This window comes from Ligilactobacillus equi DSM 15833 = JCM 10991 (genome assembly GCF_000615765.1).
Classification (GTDB): domain Bacteria; phylum Bacillota; class Bacilli; order Lactobacillales; family Lactobacillaceae; genus Ligilactobacillus; species Ligilactobacillus equi.
Genome location: NZ_BAMI01000001.1, coordinates 44,505 through 60,151, shown reverse-complemented (window position 1 = coordinate 60,151; position 15,647 = coordinate 44,505). Strand labels below are relative to the sequence as shown.

At 39.7% G+C, this 15,647-nt stretch carries 17 protein-coding genes, 3 pseudogenes and 1 other annotated feature; of the genes and pseudogenes, 1 reads left to right on the top strand and 19 read right to left on the bottom strand.

The annotated features are described in order from the left end of the window. Window positions 1-25: 25 nt before the first annotated feature. From mraY to JCM10991_RS15995, 8 genes and pseudogenes are all read right to left on the bottom strand, one after another. A complete protein-coding gene (gene mraY, locus JCM10991_RS00355) occupies window positions 26-994 on the bottom strand; it encodes a phospho-N-acetylmuramoyl-pentapeptide-transferase (protein ID WP_023858952.1) in 969 nt (322 codons plus the stop codon). A gap of 17 nt (window positions 995-1,011) precedes the next feature. Next, on the bottom strand, window positions 1,012-3,153 hold the full coding sequence (locus JCM10991_RS00350) for a PASTA domain-containing penicillin-binding protein (RefSeq protein WP_025020234.1): 2,142 nt from the start codon (window positions 3,151-3,153) through the stop codon (window positions 1,012-1,014). Then, entirely contained in the window at window positions 3,150-3,518 is a 369-nt protein-coding gene (locus JCM10991_RS14215) for a hypothetical protein (protein ID WP_025020233.1), read from the bottom strand. Before JCM10991_RS14215 ends, JCM10991_RS00350 begins: the two co-directional genes overlap by 4 nt. Before the next feature lie 14 nt (window positions 3,519-3,532). Beyond that, window positions 3,533-4,486: a 16S rRNA (cytosine(1402)-N(4))-methyltransferase RsmH gene (gene rsmH / locus JCM10991_RS00340; protein WP_023858955.1), complete on the bottom strand. Its 954-nt coding sequence runs from the start codon at window positions 4,484-4,486 to the stop codon at window positions 3,533-3,535. 9 nt (window positions 4,487-4,495) lie between these two features. Beyond that, window positions 4,496-4,921: a division/cell wall cluster transcriptional repressor MraZ gene (gene mraZ, locus JCM10991_RS00335; RefSeq protein WP_023858956.1), complete on the bottom strand. Its 426-nt coding sequence runs from the start codon at window positions 4,919-4,921 to the stop codon at window positions 4,496-4,498. 163 nt (window positions 4,922-5,084) lie between these two features. Then, window positions 5,085-5,444, bottom strand: a complete 360-nt coding sequence (locus tag JCM10991_RS00330) for a hypothetical protein (RefSeq protein WP_025020232.1) — start codon at window positions 5,442-5,444, stop codon at window positions 5,085-5,087. After that, entirely contained in the window at window positions 5,441-5,608 is a 168-nt protein-coding gene (locus JCM10991_RS16000) for an ACT domain-containing protein (protein ID WP_263640273.1), read from the bottom strand. The genes JCM10991_RS00330 and JCM10991_RS16000 overlap by 4 nt, the downstream gene beginning before the upstream one ends. 390 nt (window positions 5,609-5,998) lie before the next feature. Then, window positions 5,999-6,639: pseudogene (locus JCM10991_RS15995) on the bottom strand (amino acid kinase family protein); the annotation flags it as partial. A gap of 209 nt (window positions 6,640-6,848) precedes the next feature. Between JCM10991_RS15995 and JCM10991_RS14745 the strand changes: the two are divergent. Further along, on the top strand, window positions 6,849-6,926 hold the full coding sequence (locus tag JCM10991_RS14745; RefSeq protein WP_420323915.1) for a hypothetical protein: 78 nt from the start codon (window positions 6,849-6,851) through the stop codon (window positions 6,924-6,926). Window positions 6,927-7,039: 113 nt separating this feature from the next. Here JCM10991_RS14745 and JCM10991_RS00315 read toward each other — a convergent pair whose 3' ends face one another. The 11 genes and pseudogenes from JCM10991_RS00315 to radC form a co-directional block, all read right to left on the bottom strand. Continuing rightward, the gene (locus JCM10991_RS00315) at window positions 7,040-7,969 is read right to left on the bottom strand and encodes an alpha/beta hydrolase (protein WP_025020231.1); all 930 of its coding nucleotides are present in this window, start codon (window positions 7,967-7,969) and stop codon (window positions 7,040-7,042) included. Between the two features lie 17 nt (window positions 7,970-7,986). Beyond that, window positions 7,987-8,830: pseudogene (locus JCM10991_RS11940) on the bottom strand (amino acid ABC transporter substrate-binding protein). A gap of 14 nt (window positions 8,831-8,844) precedes the next feature. Then, a complete protein-coding gene (locus JCM10991_RS00305) occupies window positions 8,845-9,486 on the bottom strand; it encodes an amino acid ABC transporter ATP-binding protein (protein ID WP_023858961.1) in 642 nt (213 codons plus the stop codon). 17 nt (window positions 9,487-9,503) lie between these two features. Next, window positions 9,504-10,156: pseudogene (locus tag JCM10991_RS11935) on the bottom strand (amino acid ABC transporter permease). A gap of 41 nt (window positions 10,157-10,197) precedes the next feature. Next, window positions 10,198-10,442: a binding site (T-box leader), on the bottom strand. 52 nt (window positions 10,443-10,494) lie between these two features. Further along, window positions 10,495-11,304: a septum site-determining protein MinD gene (gene minD, locus JCM10991_RS00295; protein ID WP_023858963.1), complete on the bottom strand. Its 810-nt coding sequence runs from the start codon at window positions 11,302-11,304 to the stop codon at window positions 10,495-10,497. Window positions 11,305-11,323: 19 nt separating this feature from the next. Then, complete coding sequence (locus JCM10991_RS00290; protein WP_023858964.1) at window positions 11,324-12,001, bottom strand: septum site-determining protein MinC; 678 nt, start codon at window positions 11,999-12,001, stop codon at window positions 11,324-11,326. A gap of 16 nt (window positions 12,002-12,017) precedes the next feature. After that, on the bottom strand, window positions 12,018-12,530 hold the full coding sequence (mreD, locus tag JCM10991_RS00285; RefSeq protein ID WP_023858965.1) for a rod shape-determining protein MreD: 513 nt from the start codon (window positions 12,528-12,530) through the stop codon (window positions 12,018-12,020). Between the two features lie 10 nt (window positions 12,531-12,540). Further along, the gene (gene mreC / locus JCM10991_RS00280; protein WP_025020230.1) at window positions 12,541-13,392 is read right to left on the bottom strand and encodes a rod shape-determining protein MreC; all 852 of its coding nucleotides are present in this window, start codon (window positions 13,390-13,392) and stop codon (window positions 12,541-12,543) included. A gap of 76 nt (window positions 13,393-13,468) precedes the next feature. Next, entirely contained in the window at window positions 13,469-14,473 is a 1,005-nt protein-coding gene (locus JCM10991_RS00275; RefSeq protein ID WP_025020229.1) for a rod shape-determining protein, read from the bottom strand. Between the two features lie 162 nt (window positions 14,474-14,635). After that, on the bottom strand, window positions 14,636-14,845 hold the full coding sequence (locus JCM10991_RS00270) for a cold-shock protein (protein WP_025020228.1): 210 nt from the start codon (window positions 14,843-14,845) through the stop codon (window positions 14,636-14,638). Window positions 14,846-14,928: 83 nt separating this feature from the next. Further along, window positions 14,929-15,606, bottom strand: coding sequence for a RadC family protein (gene radC / locus JCM10991_RS00265; protein WP_023858969.1), 678 nt, complete (start codon window positions 15,604-15,606; stop codon window positions 14,929-14,931). Window positions 15,607-15,647 lie beyond the last annotated feature (41 nt).

Genomic DNA, 15,647 nt, shown 5'->3' with positions numbered 1-15,647 from the left:
TTCCAAAAACTTCTTTCTACTGCACCTAGTGCAAGATAATCCAATCAGTAATTAAGGCAAAAAGCAAACCTACGGCCCAGAAAGTTAAATCAATACGCCATTCGCTCCAGCCACATAATTCAAAGTGGTGGTGAATCGGACTCATCTTAAAGAGACGCTTACCACCCGTCAATTTAAAGTAGCTCACTTGTAACATAACGCTAGCTGTTTCGCACACAAAGATAATCCCAATAAAAAGTAGAGATAATTCTTGATGTAAAAGAATCGAAACTGCTGCCAAAGCCCCCCCTAAAGCTAAAGACCCCATATCACCCATGAAAACTTTAGCTGGTTTATGGTTAAAAATTAGGAAGGCTAACAATGCTCCAATCACTGTCACACAGAAGAGTAAGACGTCATATTGCGCTTGGAAGTAAGCAATCACTCCGTAAGCAGCAAAAGCAATACTTGCTTGTCCAGCCACCAGACCATCTAAGCCGTCCGTCAAGTTTACAGCATTAGAAAAGCCAACTAGCCAAAATAAAACAAAGATTCCATAAAAAATACCTAAAGGTAATTCAAAACCAAAGAAATTTAAGGAAAATGGTAGATTCTCATGCCAGTAAACCACTAAAAAAATGAGACCCCCAATAATTTGACCAAGTAATTTTTGCCAAGGTTTAAAACCTTCGTTTTGCTTTTTCCAAAGTTTAATGGAATCATCCCAAAAACCAATAAAACCATACATCAAGAGAATAAAATCCAAAATTAATAATTGACTACTCAATTGGTGAAAAATCATTGGTACCACAATAGCAGTCATAAAGATTACCAGGTTAAAAACAAAACCTCCCATGGTTGGTGTCCCTGATTTTTGAGCATGCCACTTGGGACCTTCGTCTCGAATCATTTGTCCTTGTTTTTTACGATGTGCATAATTAATAAAAATTGGTAAAAATATGGCCGTTAAAATAAAACTTACTAGTAACGGCACGACAATTTGTGTCAAAGTCATTTTGTTCTCCTTTATCCCTAATCATTATTTAAGTTTACGACTAACTCATCTTTACTATTAATTTCAGTTCCTTCTGAGATATTTTGTTCATTCACATACCCACTACCATAGTAAGTAACTTTAAGTTTCAAAATCTTAGCTAAAGTTGCTACATCTTTACGTGACCACCCTTTCAAGTCCGGCATGGTTTTGGGACCATTCGTAACTAAAATTACCCGGCCATTTTTTACTAAATTAGTTTCAGCAGCTACTGATTGACTCACAATATGGCGTCCTTGACCAACTACAGAAACTGTCAGACCTTGCGTAGTCAGCGCCTTTTGAGCCTGACTAGTATTTAAGCCTCGAACATCTTTTACCGCCACAGTGGCCTCTTGATTAATGGTTTTTGTCTTACCAATTGCTTGAGACATTAGCGGATTAAAAATAGATGCTAACATGTTAGTTGCCCCTTTACCCGCAAAAGTTTGCGGTTGTTTCATGGCAACATACAAGACATAACGTGGATTGTCGATGGGTGCCATTCCTGCTACGGAGAAAACATAATTTAAATCCCCACTTAAATACCCCGTCCCACTTGAGGCAGGAATTTGGGCTGTCCCAGTTTTAACTCCAACTTGGAAATCTTCAGATGCGTAAGCTTGCCCCGTACCATTTTTGTCAGTCACGACTTGGGCCATTAAATTCCTGACCTCTTTAGCGGTTGTCTTGGTAATCGGACGTCCATAAATCGTCTTTTTACCAATTTGCGTGACCTTTTTGGTATTAGGGTTAACCATTTTTTCAAGCATATAAGGTTCTAATTCCACCCCATTATTGGAAATAGCTGTTAACGCTCGCATAATTTGAATAGGAGTTACATTAATCGCCTGTCCATAGGAGGTACTTGCTTGATCAAATCCATACTTATAAGCAATGGAACCACTACTTTGAGTCCCCATCTTAAAGTCAGTTTGCTTTAAAAAGCCAAACTTCTTAATGTATTTCAACCATAAACTCTTACCCATGGCTTTTTCTAGCATGGCCATCCCGACATTCGACGAACGAATAAAAGCTTGATCATAAGTAATTGCTCCCCAACCAACGCGATTCCAGTCGTAAACTCGTGAATTACCAATCTGTAGAGTACCTGAATTATAATAAGCATTACCATTATAATTTCCACTATTAATCGCTGCAGCCGTGGTAAAAATTTTCATGACTGAACCAGGTTCATAAGTATCATTTAAAATTAAATTCCGCCACATCTCACTTAAGCCGACTTTAGTTTGGGCATTAAAAGATGGTCGTTGAGAAACTGCGACGATTTTCCCGGTCTTAGCTTCCATTAATATTGCCACCATTTGCTTAGGTTGATACTTCTTTTGTGCCTTAGTCATAAGATTTTCCAAGCTAGTTTGTAGCTGAGTATCTAAGGTTGTGTAAACATCCGAGCCATCTTGGGCCACCTTTGACTTATTTTTAGCTTGTTTATCATTTACACTATTAGAGAATTTAATCCCATTAGTTCCACTTAGTTCCTTATCAAAAATCTTTTCAATTCCCATCGTACCAGTAATAGTTTCATCAATCGTGGTCGTATAACCGATCATATGTGACGCAAAAATACCGTTCGGATAAAGGCGAGACTGTTGGGCATCAAAGCTAATCCCCGTTAAACCGGCAGCTTCAATTTTTTTCTTGGTTTTTTGCGTTAAATTTTTTCCGGCATTTCCAAACTCCACCTGGTAGATATTCTTATTTTTTGGATTTAAGAGCTTATAAACACGCTTATAAGGCAAATCAATATAGCGTGAAATCACTTTTGCGGCTTCTTTCTTCTTACTTTGAGGTAAATAGAAAATCTTATTACCTTCTTTAGCCTTGTGGGATAAAACGACGTATAAAGAGTAAGTTGTCGTAGCTTGGGCAATCGGATTACCATTGGCATCATAAATTGTTCCCCGCTTAGCCTGGAGATCTTCTTTGGAGGTGTAGAGTTGTCTTGTTTCTGTCGTTAAATTATGTCGGTTTACCTTATGTGTGGTAGCAATATAAAAAAAACGACAGATAAAAATCAAAAAAACTACTAACACACACAAGAGAAGCACAATTCCTACGGATACTTTTTGTGTTTTGGTTTGTTCGATTTCAACTGTTCGCTTCATTTTCTTATTCATTTAGTCACGTTCCTCGTACTATTTTCTTTCATCGATAAGCCCGCTTTTTTGGCAATCTTTTCGAGTCGAGCACGACTAGATAGTTCACTGACCGTTTGACTCGTCGTTACATTTTTTTCATGTAACTGAATCGTTTTTTGTGTAACTGCTTGTAAACTACTTTGGGCACTAGTCAATTGAGCACTTAAACATACTGTCCAAATCGCTAATGCCACACTTACCGCTAGTACAGTTACAAAAAGGAACGTATTCGGAACTAGATAGCGTGATACGATTGTTTCTCCTTTAATATGTTTTTTCTGAAATTTAACGTTCGCTGATTGCTGTGGCTGCTGATTTAACTTCCTTGCCGCTTGCTGTGACATAGTTTTCCCTCTCCTTACTTCACCTTAACTCGTTGAATAACGCGTAACTTAGCTGAATGTGCCCGATGATTGGCAGCTAATTCTTCTTTACTTGGTACGATTGGCTTACGCGTGATTAATTTATATTCAGGTTGATACTCCTCAGGAATTACCGGCAAACCACTAGGTAAATCTGGTAAAGACGACTTTTCTTTAAACATCGATTTAACTAAACGATCTTCCAAAGACTGAAAAGTAATCACCGAAATCCGCCCATCCAAGGCTAAAATATCTAAAGCCTGTGCCAAAGACTCCTCAAGAACCCCTAATTCATTATTAACTGCAATCCGCAAAGCCTGGAAGACCCGTTTAGCAGGATGTCCTCCCTTACGCCGTGCTTTTGCAGGAATCCCAGCTTTAATTAATTCCACTAATTGCCCGGTAGTCACAATTTCTTCGTTTTGACGGGCTTGTTCAATTCGACGAGCGATTGATTTGGCAAACTTTTCTTCTCCATAACGGAAGAAAATTCGCACCAACTCTTCATATGACCATTGATTGACAATTTCCTTAGCAGTTAAAGCTTGCTCTTGGTTCATTCGCATGTCCAAGACCGCATCATATTTATAAGAAAAACCTCGGTCGGCAACATCAAATTGTGGTGATGAAACTCCTAAATCATAGATAATCCCATCAACTTGACTAATCCCCTGCAAAGCTAACTGCGCTTGTAAGTCTTTAAAATTACTTTTGACCAAGGTCAAACGTCCACTAGCAATCTCATCAGCTAATTGAATTTGATTGTAATCCAAGGCAGTTTGATCCTGGTCAAAAGAAAACAAGCGTCCCTTTGGTCCCAGTTGACTTAAGATTCTTTGAGTGTGGCCCCCGCCTCCTAAGGTACAGTCCACATATACACCGGCTGGCTTAATTTTTAAATTATCGACTGTTTCTGCTAATAGTACAGTTATGTGTTCAAAATCTGCCATTTCTACTCCTTATAGATTAAATTCCATATTTTCTGCCAGCTCATCAAAACTAGCTGCAGTCTGCCGGTTAAATTCGTCCCATCTTGATTTAGACCATATTTCTAAATGATTGAACATTCCCACGACAATACATTCTTTTTCCAGGCCGGCATAAGTCCTTAAGGCCTGGGAAATAATGACTCGGCCCTGCTTATCAAACTCGCTTTCTACTGCGGCTGCATAAAAAAAGCGGACAAAGGCTCGATTTTGTTTAGATGTTAGCGGAAGCTCTGCCAGCTGTTGAGATAATTTTTCCCATTCACTAGCAGGGTAACCATACAAGCAACCATCCATGCCACGAGTCAAAACAACCTGTGTCCCCACTTCCTGGCGGATAATTGCCGGGATAATTAACCGGCCCTTTTGATCCATGTTATGTTGAAATTCACCCATCATAGCCGGTCTTCCCCTTATAAACTAAAATTAATATCTAAATCTTACCACATTTCCCCACTTTTAACCACCGCATTTCCCCAAAAACATTCCGCTGTTACACTTTTTTTACTAAAATGCAAAAAATCACTGACTCAAACATCAGTGATTTCTTAACATTTAGAAATTATAAATAAAAAAGAATTGCTTTCGTGATAATCATGACTAACGCATTAATTAACAAAAGTAACGACATAGTTCGCCAATAAGCAAACCAAAAACGATGATAAATAACATCCCCTTGACTAAGAGCTGTAAAGAGGGTCAAAAAAATCCCCCACACACTCGCTGCCAATACTAAAATTGCATGGGCTAAAAAGCCAAAAAAAGTCGGTGCCAATATAAAATAGATAATGAGGCTCGCTGCCCCTAAGCTATCCAACGGTTGTAACCACCGCGGCCAGAATCTAAAATTAGGCAAGACCAGCTTGGTCAAAAGATACGCAATAATTAAACTAAGAGCACTCAAATACCAATCAATAATCATGCTTCCACCAAGAATGAATCATGAAGGGCATTAACCGCTGCCACCAGTTGATCTTCGTGGACTAGGACCCAAATCGTTGTGTAACTATCCGTCGTTTGTAAAATTTTTACTCGATTTTGTGCTAAAGCTTGGACCATCTTAGCCGTAATCCCCGGAGTCCCCATAATCCCGGCTCCAATAATCGAAACTTTGGCACAGTGTTCTGTATAAGTTGCTTCAATATTTGCTTGGGTAAATAAATCGATGGCTTTTTGCGCTTCTTTTTCCGTTAAATTAAAGACAATGCCATCTAAATTAATATTGATAAAATCCACGCTTAAGTGGTTATCCGCCAAAAGCTTAAAAATTTCTTGACTCGTGTGTGCTTGAGTCGAAACTTTAAATTGCGTTAAACCAGTTTGATGGGCTACCCCAGTAACCGAACGGTAATGCTGAATTCCGAGACTGTGATCAGAAATTAAAGTCCCCATTTCATCAACAGCATCCCAAGTCGAACGTATGGTTAACGGTAAATGTCCCTGCTGGGCGACTTGAACAGCCCGCGGGTGGATAACTTTAGCCCCTTCATGAGCCATGTTAACCACTTCGTCATAAGAAACTTCCTTAAGATAACGAGCTCTTTCCACAATTCGGGGGTCTCCGGTCATCATTCCCGAAACATCCGTAAAGATATCACAACGCTTAGCTTGCAAAGCCACACCTAATAAAGCTGCTGACGTATCCGACCCCCACGCCCCAAGGTTGTCACATGTCCTTCATTGGAAAGCCCCTGGAAACCAGCAATCACTACTACATCATGATCCTCGAACGCTTCCATGACGTTTTGAACTTCAACATTTAGCACCTTAGCGTTTTGGTAATCATTATTCGTACGAATTCCCGCTTCCGAACCAGTTAAAGCCGTCGCTTTAAATCCGCTCTTTTTCACCAATTGGGTGAAAACTGCTGCGGAAATAACTTCACCAATCGAAACCACCATGTCCAATTCTCGATTATCTAACTTGGTGGCCTTACCGCCGACTAATTGCAGTAAAGAATCCGTCGCATAAGGCGCACCTTGTCGTCCAATTGCTGAAACAACAACGGCAACTTTATAACCCTCATCCACAGCATAAGCCACATGTTTTAGGGCTTGCTTGCGCGCCTCATCATCTTGAACTGAAGTACCACCAAATTTTTTGACAATAATCTTCATCTGCCATCCCTCTTCTCTGCTTAAATTAAAATCTCATTAATACGAAATAATTTTCTCATTACTAGCCTATCGCTGTCAATAGTTCACCTATTAATCCAGACTATTTTTTGAATTTTTTTCTTTCTATGTTATACTAAAAACAATCTAAATCTACGATTGGGGACAGCACCGTGAAAAAAAAGAAGAAATCTACTTTTCAAAAAATTACTATGGTTTTCGTGTGGGTAATGATTTTAATCACTCTATTAGCCGCACTCTTACCACTAGCACAAACCCTTGGTTTCTAAACCATCGTGAATGAACTCGGTGCTGAAGTACCGAGCTTCTAGCACTGGCAGTCAGATACTGCCATGATACTAAAAGACACAAAAATCACCTGGCACTCAAACCAGGTGATTTTTTAATTTAGATATTTGGCAAAAAACGCAGCTGTTTTCGTACGGTAAACATGAGGATAATTATAGTAAGACATAGCATGTGCAGTCTTTTTGGTAATCCATAGTTGCTTTGGTCCTTGGCTTGCGCGGTAATTTTGATAAACCATCTTGGTTGGTACATATTTATCCTGGTCACCGTGGATAAAGAAAATTGGCAAATGATTGTGCTTTAATTGTTCGGCTGCTGAAGCGTGTAAAAAGTCAAAACCAACTTTAAACCGCGCCACCCAAGAAGCCGTGGTAATAAGTGGTTGCTTGGGTAAAGCGAACAAATTTTTTAATTGATATGTCAATTCATTTTCCACACTGTCATAACCACAATCTTCAATGATCGCCTTTACTTGCCGAGGAAGTCTTTCCCCACTAGTCATCATGACGGTAGCACCACCCATCGAAACTCCAAAAAGACCGATTTGCGCATCTTGTCCAGTCTTTTTGACTACCAGCTGTATCCACTTCACATAGTCCAAACGGTCTAACCAACCAAAAGTTGTGTACTTTCCTTGACTTTGTCCTGCCCCCCGATCATCAGGAGCTAAGACATTATAGCCTAAATTATGAAACATACGGATATATGAGGCCATGCGCCCATGATTTTCATGATAGCCATGCGCTACAACAATCGTTTTATTGGTCTTTTTGGTCGCTGGCACATAAGTTGCCTTGAGTTTTAAATCACTGTTTGCTGCCATTTGGGTCCAGGTCTGCTTCCTAACTTTTTTTAACCAAGCCTGATCTCTAACCAAGACCCGTTCTTTCTTAGCAATACTCGGCGTTGGATCTTTACGTGTAAAAGCAAAATCCACAAGGTAGTTACTACCGTAAGCCAGACCCCCCAACAAAATTATTACCAAAGCACCCAATAAATAGCGCCACCATTTATTTTTCACGATGTTTTTCCTCTCTTACTTTATTTTAATAAATCCTGATAAGCTACTTCTTTGGAGGAACCAAACCATTTTTGGGCTAATTTTTTTAGGCTACCATCTTGGGCCATCCGCTGCAACTCTCGATTAACCTTTTTTTCTAATGTTTCATCGCCTTTACGCATTCCCACGGCAAATTCCTCTTTAGGGTAACCCACTTTTATTTTCCGATAACTGGAGGCATCTTTTTGGTGAGCAATATAGTAATTAGCGTAAACACTGTCAATCAAGAGCCCTTGAATTCGCTTGGCATTCAAATCTAAAAAGGCATTGTTATAACTGTCATACTGCACAGTTGAACCCACGTATTTTTTCAATAAGTTAGGATAATCCGTGTAAGCTTGATAACCAGATGAACCAGTTTGCACCCCTAAAATTTTCCCCTTCATTCCTCGAGGTTGGTAATATGACTGTTATTTTTAACCACAAGATACTGTTCATCATTAAGGTAAGTATGTGAAAAAGTCGCATTTTTCTCCCGAGCCTTGGTTTTAGTATAACCATTCCAAATCATGTCAATCGTCCCATTACGCAATTCAGTTTCTTTCATAGACCAGTCAATGGTTTGGAAAGAAACCTTGAGATCAAGGCGTTTGAAAACGGCACGTGCTAACTCAACGTCAAAGCCCACTAGGCGACCATCTTTTTGCCGAAAACCCATAGGGACAAAACTATCATCTAAACCAATAACTACCTTGCCCCGCTTTTCAATTTTGGACCAGGTATCAGTGTTATCAGCCGCTTAGTTACATCACTACAAGCAGCTAGTGTAACTGTCAGAGCTAGGAGCACCAGCGCACAGATGATTTTTTTGATTTTTACTTGCATTTTATCCACCCCACTTAGTCAGCAAATTTGAGTGGTTTCACGGTTAAGGTTTCATCAGAAACTCTTTCAGCAAAATCCCAATCGTGCGTGATAATAATTTGGGTCATCCCCGATTTTTTCAAGTCTAAAATAATTTCTTCCACCGCCTTGGTTAAATTAGGATCCAAGGCACTAGTTGGTTCGTCATAACAAAGAATCTTGGGTTTCATAGCCAAGGCTCGCGCAATCGCAACCCGTTGTTTTTGGCCCCCAGATAATTGATAAGGATAAAGCTGCCCCTTATCCCCCAAAGATAAACGTTCCAATAGTTCTTGAGCTTCTTGGTGAGCTATGGCTTTATTTTTTTTGAGAACCATTATTGGCGCTAAAGCAATATTTTCTAGCACTGTCATGTGAGGGAAAAGGTTATAATCTTGGAAAACGACTCCAATCACGGAATCATCACTAGCTTGGTAAGGGTCAAAATTTTGACCATCAATTAAAATCTGCCCACTGTTAATTTTTTCTAAGCCACTAATGCACCGTAACAAAGTCGTCTTTCCACCACCGGATTCACCCACAATGGTTAAAATTTCACCATCTTTGACTTCTAAATTAAGGTGGTCGATAATGGTACGATCACCATATTTTTTCACAATTTCGCGTAACTCTAACATTCGGTCCACCTCATTTCTTATTTCCAATAGCTATAACGTTGTTCAATCTTCCGCAAGAGGTAAGATAAAATCGCCGTCATTAAAAGATACATAATTGCGACTACAATGTAAGGTACCAAGGTTACATCTCGGGTTGTGGCTACATTTCCGGCCCGTAATAAATCTCCCAAACCAATAACATAAACTAAACTAGAATCCTTAACCAGATTAATAACTTCGTTACCTACGGAAGGTAAGACAATTTTAAAGACTTGGGGGCTACAATTTTGTGAATTGTTTGCCAGTAGTTTAAGCGTAAAACCTTGGCACTTTCGTATTGCCCCTTATCAATCGATTGTAAACCTCCCCGGAAAATTTCCGCAAAGTAAGCAGCGTAATTGATAATGAAGGTTACTACCGCTGCCTCATAACGAGGTAAGGTTAGGGCGCTAGAAAGAATCGGTAGACCATAAAAGACAAAAATCAATTGTAATAAAAGTGGCGTCCCACGGATTAACCACACATAGAATTTTAATAATTCACGCAAGGGGGTGAATTTGGACATTAAACCTAAGGCCACGATTAATCCCAACGGTACTGATCCCACTAAGGTCCATAAAAATAATTGCAAGGTTAAGCTTGCCCCACTTAACAGTGAAGGCAAAATTTCCCAAATATATGTTAAATTCATCTTAATCTCCTCCTAAACAAAAAGGCCCCCTTGAGTTTCCTCAAGAGGGCGCAAACGCACGGTACCACCTCAATGCCCTATCTTCTCACGAAAATAGGCTCAGTAACTTATCAGCCATTGGCGATAAGTCTGTGTAGTAACGGGCACGACCGGTCAATCCTACTAAAGTTCAAATTAACAACTCCTAGATGTGGTTCATAGCACATATTATTTCTGACTTACAGCCGGTGATCAGAATTCTCTAGTCTAATAGCGGTCCTACTACTCTTCTATTCGATGTCTTTGTCTGAATTTTTTATTAAGTCAATCTTACCGACAATTTTTGCTTTTGTCAACATTTAGTTTCGTTTAAACCAACTTGTCAACTTACCGAAGAAGCTCTGCTGTTTCTCTTCTTCCTTCATTGTCATTAAAGGGACGGTTTCACCTTCTAAACGCCGGGCAATATTCCGGAATCCTTGGGAAGCCATGTTTTGTTCATCCATCACTACAGGTTCCCCGGTATTAGTAGCCTTAATCACACCTTCGTCATCAAAGACCATCCCCAAAAGGCGAATTCCAAGATGTTGAGTAATCTCATCAACATCCATCATTTCACCATTTTTTACCATGTGACGTTTAATCCGACTAATAACCAACATTGGCGCAGCCTTTAAGTTGTACTTTTCTAACAGCCCAACAACACGGTCGGCATCCCGCACGGAAGGAATTTCCGCAGTTGAAACCACAATAGCTTCATCCGCCCCGACAACTGCATTAGCAAATCCTTGCTCAATCCCGGCAGGACAATCAAGTAAGACATAATCAAATTCTTCTTTTAATTCATCAACAATCGCCTTCACCTCATCCGGTTGCAAGGCATCTTTATCAGTATTTTGTGCTGCTGGTAAGAGATATAATTTATCTTCGAAACGCTTATCTTTAACTAAAGCTTGACGTAATTTTGCTCTTTGTTCAATTACGTCCATGATATCGTAGATAATGCGGTTATCTAGGCCTAAAACCACATCTAAATTACGTAAACCAATATCTAAATCGACTAAACAGACCCGTTTGCCCATTAAGGCTAAAGCCGTCCCCACATTAGCCGTAGTGGTCGTCTTACCTACACCACCTTTACCTGATGTAACAACAATTGCTCTTCCCATAAAATGGCCTCCTCATAATTCAGAACGTCAACGCACCAATCGTCACAAAAGACTTTGGTCGGAGCGTCCTTAATTCACTAATCTCCGTTCTTTCAAAACTATGTAAGTCAGATACGTAGATTACTTGCTTCTTCGCATAATTTTCTTGGGGATGGTCGGCAACGATTTCCACCAAATCCGCAATTCGTATTTGTTGCGCAGATCCCAGTTCACCGATAATTACCGCCGCTGAGTTATCGCTAAACCCTGCATGGACAATCCCTTCGATTTTACCTAAAATGTACAAGCTACCCGTTGTTCGTAAAAGCCCCCCTTGGTGTACCTGTCCCACAAATAGGACATCACCCTGTAAATCAAGCACTTGGCCATTGCGGACCGTATCACCATTTAGCTTAATATTACGCTTTTCGATAAATTCTAAGGCATCTTCTTTGCGAATTACATCAGCTGAAATCTTATGAATTTTCAAATTATCATACTTCGCAAAAACTGCTTCAATTTGCTGATTTTCTTCTGGTAAGAATAAACGCTGCCCCGTGGTAATTTGGAAAGTTAAAATTCCATCCTTGGTCCGATTTTCCTGAGCCAGGTGCGCTAATAACTCTTCTAACTCAACAACTACCATTTTAAATTCCGCAGTGGGCGCGATTTTTATTTCATAGCCGTCGGTCCGGCCTTTTAAAACAACTGCCTTCATTTTGCACCTTCTTCACTTACTTAACCCTTGTAAATAATTCTTTTAGTGGCCAGTATAAGAATAAAAAACAGACCATGTTATAGGTCAAGGTTGGCCACAAAACCTTTAAAATATAGTCTGCTTGACTACCCGCTGTAAAACCAATCAAGTTATTGAATAAATAAAAACCTAATGAAACAACGGTAACATCAATAAAATACATCAAACAAACTACCCAAAATGAGGTTTTAAAAAAAGCCATCGTCTCCTTAGTAAGGTAAACTACCAATGGTAAAATCACGGTCATAATCCCTAAAATACTAGTATAATAACTGTCAAATACCAAACCCGCAAATGTTGCCCAAAAATATGGATGAGCCAGATCAGGAACAAAACAAATTGCTAAGACCAACCATAATAAAATAAAGCGACTTTCTATCTCAACTTGGGTATTAAATAGCGTGTCCGAGGCCACATAACTTAAACTCCCATCCAAGAAAAGCGCCAAAAAGAGGCCTAAAGGAAAAACATAAGACATTTTTAATTTCATATTATCCCACCTAATCTGCTCTTTTGGCAACCGTTACTGCAGACAAATTATTTAAATCGGCCGCTGGCTGAATGTAAATTTTAGTATTCGAACTGTCGCCTGCTTGAGAAACTCGAACTACCTTACCAACATATAGTCCTTTAGGTGTAGTACCACCTAAACCTGAGGTAATCACTCGTGTGCCCTTTTTTATTTTTACATTGCGGGTAACTTGCCCCATCACAATTTGCCCTTTGTCCTTATCGTAGTCTGTGACTAAACCATTGACTACTTGACCTTCACTATTGGTCAATTGGACGGCAAAACGGTTGGCGCTATCATTGGTGGTCGAAATCAGCTCCACTTTACTACTCAACTTATTAACTTCTACCACCCGACCAATCAGACCTTGATCCACCATGACAGCAGAGTTTTTTGTAACACCAGCGTTAGAACCCTCGCTAATTACAATTTGATTTTGCCAACTACTTGGACTCCGTGTAATTACATAAGCAGAAATCCGGCCATAGTCGGTCAAAGTCCGGTTAAGGTTAACTTGTTTTTTTAGATTTTTATTTTCTTGCCGTAATGTTTGATTTTCCGCTTTGGTCTGCGCTAGCGTATTCAATTGGCTTTTCAAATGCTTATTTTCTTGATAAGTATCTGTTAAACTCGAAAGCGTAGTCCCCACATTTTTGACCTTTGCAATCGGCCACGTGACAACCCGATCAACCACAGCACTCGCGTCATTTCCAAAAGACTGGATAAAACTAGGAGCAGCGCTATTATTTCTCATCCCAATCGAAAAAGCAATGAGTAAGAAAGAGAAAATAAGCGCTACTAAAATTACGACCAAATTTCTATTAAAAAAAGATTTTTGCATTTTTTAGTCTCCATTCAAAAAATTAAGAGGCTGGACGATTTTCCAACCTCTTAATTGCCATGACTAATCGCCAGTCTTACTTATTTCGCATAACTTCGATACTCTTGAGAGATTCACCAGTCCCAATGGCCACACAATCAAGTGGATCAGTCGCAACGAAAACTGGTACTTCAGTAGCTTCACCAATCACTTCTGGTAAGTTACGTAAAAGTGCTCCCCCACCAGTTAAGACAATTCCGTGGTCAATCACATCAGCGGAAATTTCTGGAGATGTTTCCTCTAAAGTTTCCTTGACAGCTGTAATAATTTCTTGCACAAATTCTTGAATAGCTTCTGCCACATCAACCGGTTGAATTTCAATAGTTTTAGGTAACCCTGTCAACAAGTCACGTCCCCGAATAGATTGCGCTTCTAATTCCTTAGCTGCATCTACTGAAGCTGAAGCTACGTCAATCTTTAATTGTTCAGTCGTTCTTTCACCGATTAAAAGGTTATAGGTTTTACGTACATAGTAAGTGATAGCTTCATCAATTTTGTCACCTGCAATCCGAATAGAACGACTAGACACAATCCCACCTAAAGAAATAGTCGCCACATCAGTAGTCCCCCCACCGATATCTACAACCATACTCCCCGTAGGATCCATTACTGGTAAACCAGCCCCGACAGCAGCCGCAAATGGTTCCTCGATAACAAAAGCATCACGCGCCCCGGCTACCTTAGTAGCATCAATGACGGCTCGCTTCTCAACTTCAGTAACACCGCTTGGCACACACACCATTACATATGGGTGCATTGCCCGGTTTCCTAGGGCTTTTTCCATGTAGTAACGCATCATTGCAATCGTGGTATCGTAATCTGCGATAACCCCATCTTTCATAGGACGAATTGCGACAATATCGCCAGGTGTCCGCCCAATCATATCCCGAGCATCTGAACCAACAGCTAAAATCTCACCTGTTCTAACATTTTTTGCTACCACGGAAGGTTCACGTAAAACAATCCCTTTGCCTTCAACGTAGACAATCGTATTTGCAGTACCCAAATCAATTCCGATATTTTTTGTTCCTAATCCGAACAATGTTTCCCATCCCTTCACAAGGCCTATTATGGCACTATTTCACTTTATACTAGATTAATTATACCACACTTAAGGTGGTGACTGAGACTATTTTTAGCTCAATTCTAAGCATACTAAATAAACAGTCTCTGTGTCTTTTTTGGCGCAAATCTTAATGATTATTTAATCCTCAATCGGTTTGACCATTACGGCTTGCACGTTCTTTAAACCACGTACAACTTGAAAACTAACTTTTTGTCCTTTAGCTAAAGTTCGGGTAGCTGTCATAATCGCACTACGATATACAAAAATGGGATTAGCTTTATTTCCGTCAAGCTCAATAAACCCAAAACCTTTATCTGAGTTAAAGCGACTTACAGTTCCTGTTAACATTTTATTTTCCTCGCAACATTCTTAGACTTCAGGTTATAGTTTAGCAGATTTTGCATAAAAAATCTCAGAATTTGTAAGATTTACTAACTTTTTATAATTCCTTCTTCTCGTAAGCTGAGATAGTCACTATCACCAACGATAATATGATCCAAAAGATCAATTCCCAACAGTTCCCCACAATCCACCAGGCGCTTGGTTAAGTGTAAATCGTTTTTTGAAGGTGTGACCTTACCCGAAGGATGATTATGCACAATAAGCACATGGGCTGCACTATGCGCCAAAGCCTCTCGGAAAATTTCACGGGGATGGACTGTAGCAGAATTCAGAGTTCCAATAAAAATAACTTTTTCGGCAATCACTTGATTCTTAGTGTCTAAATATAGTCCCACCAAATGCTCTTGCTTTTCAAAACCATAACGTTCACTCATATACTTGCCAACTTCGCGACTAGAACAAACTTCACCCAAAGAGACTTTAGGTCGCTTTTGATAAGCTTGAGCAAAAGCTTGTAAAATAGCTAGCACCGGCCAGTAACGATCATCATCAATCAATCCACGCCACATAGCTGGTGTAAAATTTCGTAGTTGAGCAATGTGACTGTAGTTTTCAAAATAATTAGCCACAACTTTAGCAGCAACACGTTTGGGCATCATGGTTTCCAGTAAAAAATGTAAAATTTCTTTTTGGCTAAGAGAATCACTACCCCACTTGGTTAATTTGGTAACAACATCATCTTGTCGATATGCATTAATTAACGTCATTAAAAATACCCCCTTATTATATAAATACGCAAAAAGGGAGT

Excerpts from the sequence above, each read along its gene's own strand:
- JCM10991_RS14215 (WP_025020233.1), bottom strand. The coding sequence starts at position 3,518 with ATGTCACAGCAAGCGGCAAGGAAGTTAAATCAGCAGCCACAGCAATCA.
- JCM10991_RS00270 (WP_025020228.1), bottom strand. The coding sequence starts at position 14,845 with ATGTTAACAGGAACTGTAAGTCGCTTTAACTCAGATAAAGGTTTTGGG.
- JCM10991_RS00305 (WP_023858961.1), bottom strand. The coding sequence starts at position 9,486 with ATGTTAGAGTTACGCGAAATTGTGAAAAAATATGGTGATCGTACCATT.
- JCM10991_RS00290 (WP_023858964.1), bottom strand. The coding sequence starts at position 12,001 with ATGAAGGCAGTTGTTTTAAAAGGCCGGACCGACGGCTATGAAATAAAA.
- minD (WP_023858963.1), bottom strand. The coding sequence starts at position 11,304 with ATGGGAAGAGCAATTGTTGTTACATCAGGTAAAGGTGGTGTAGGTAAG.
- JCM10991_RS14745 (WP_420323915.1), top strand. The coding sequence starts at position 6,849 with ATGGTTTTCGTGTGGGTAATGATTTTAATCACTCTATTAGCCGCACTC.
- mraZ (WP_023858956.1), bottom strand. The coding sequence starts at position 4,921 with ATGATGGGTGAATTTCAACATAACATGGATCAAAAGGGCCGGTTAATT.
- radC (WP_023858969.1), bottom strand. The coding sequence starts at position 15,606 with ATGACGTTAATTAATGCATATCGACAAGATGATGTTGTTACCAAATTA.
- mreC (WP_025020230.1), bottom strand. The coding sequence starts at position 13,392 with ATGCAAAAATCTTTTTTTAATAGAAATTTGGTCGTAATTTTAGTAGCG.
- JCM10991_RS16000 (WP_263640273.1), bottom strand. The coding sequence starts at position 5,608 with ATGGGGACTCCGGGGATTACGGCTAAGATGGTCCAAGCTTTAGCACAA.
- mreD (WP_023858965.1), bottom strand. The coding sequence starts at position 12,530 with ATGAAATTAAAAATGTCTTATGTTTTTCCTTTAGGCCTCTTTTTGGCG.
- mraY (WP_023858952.1), bottom strand. The coding sequence starts at position 994 with ATGACTTTGACACAAATTGTCGTGCCGTTACTAGTAAGTTTTATTTTA.
- rsmH (WP_023858955.1), bottom strand. The coding sequence starts at position 4,486 with ATGGCAGATTTTGAACACATAACTGTACTATTAGCAGAAACAGTCGAT.
- JCM10991_RS00330 (WP_025020232.1), bottom strand. The coding sequence starts at position 5,444 with ATGATTATTGATTGGTATTTGAGTGCTCTTAGTTTAATTATTGCGTAT.
- JCM10991_RS00350 (WP_025020234.1), bottom strand. The coding sequence starts at position 3,153 with ATGAATAAGAAAATGAAGCGAACAGTTGAAATCGAACAAACCAAAACA.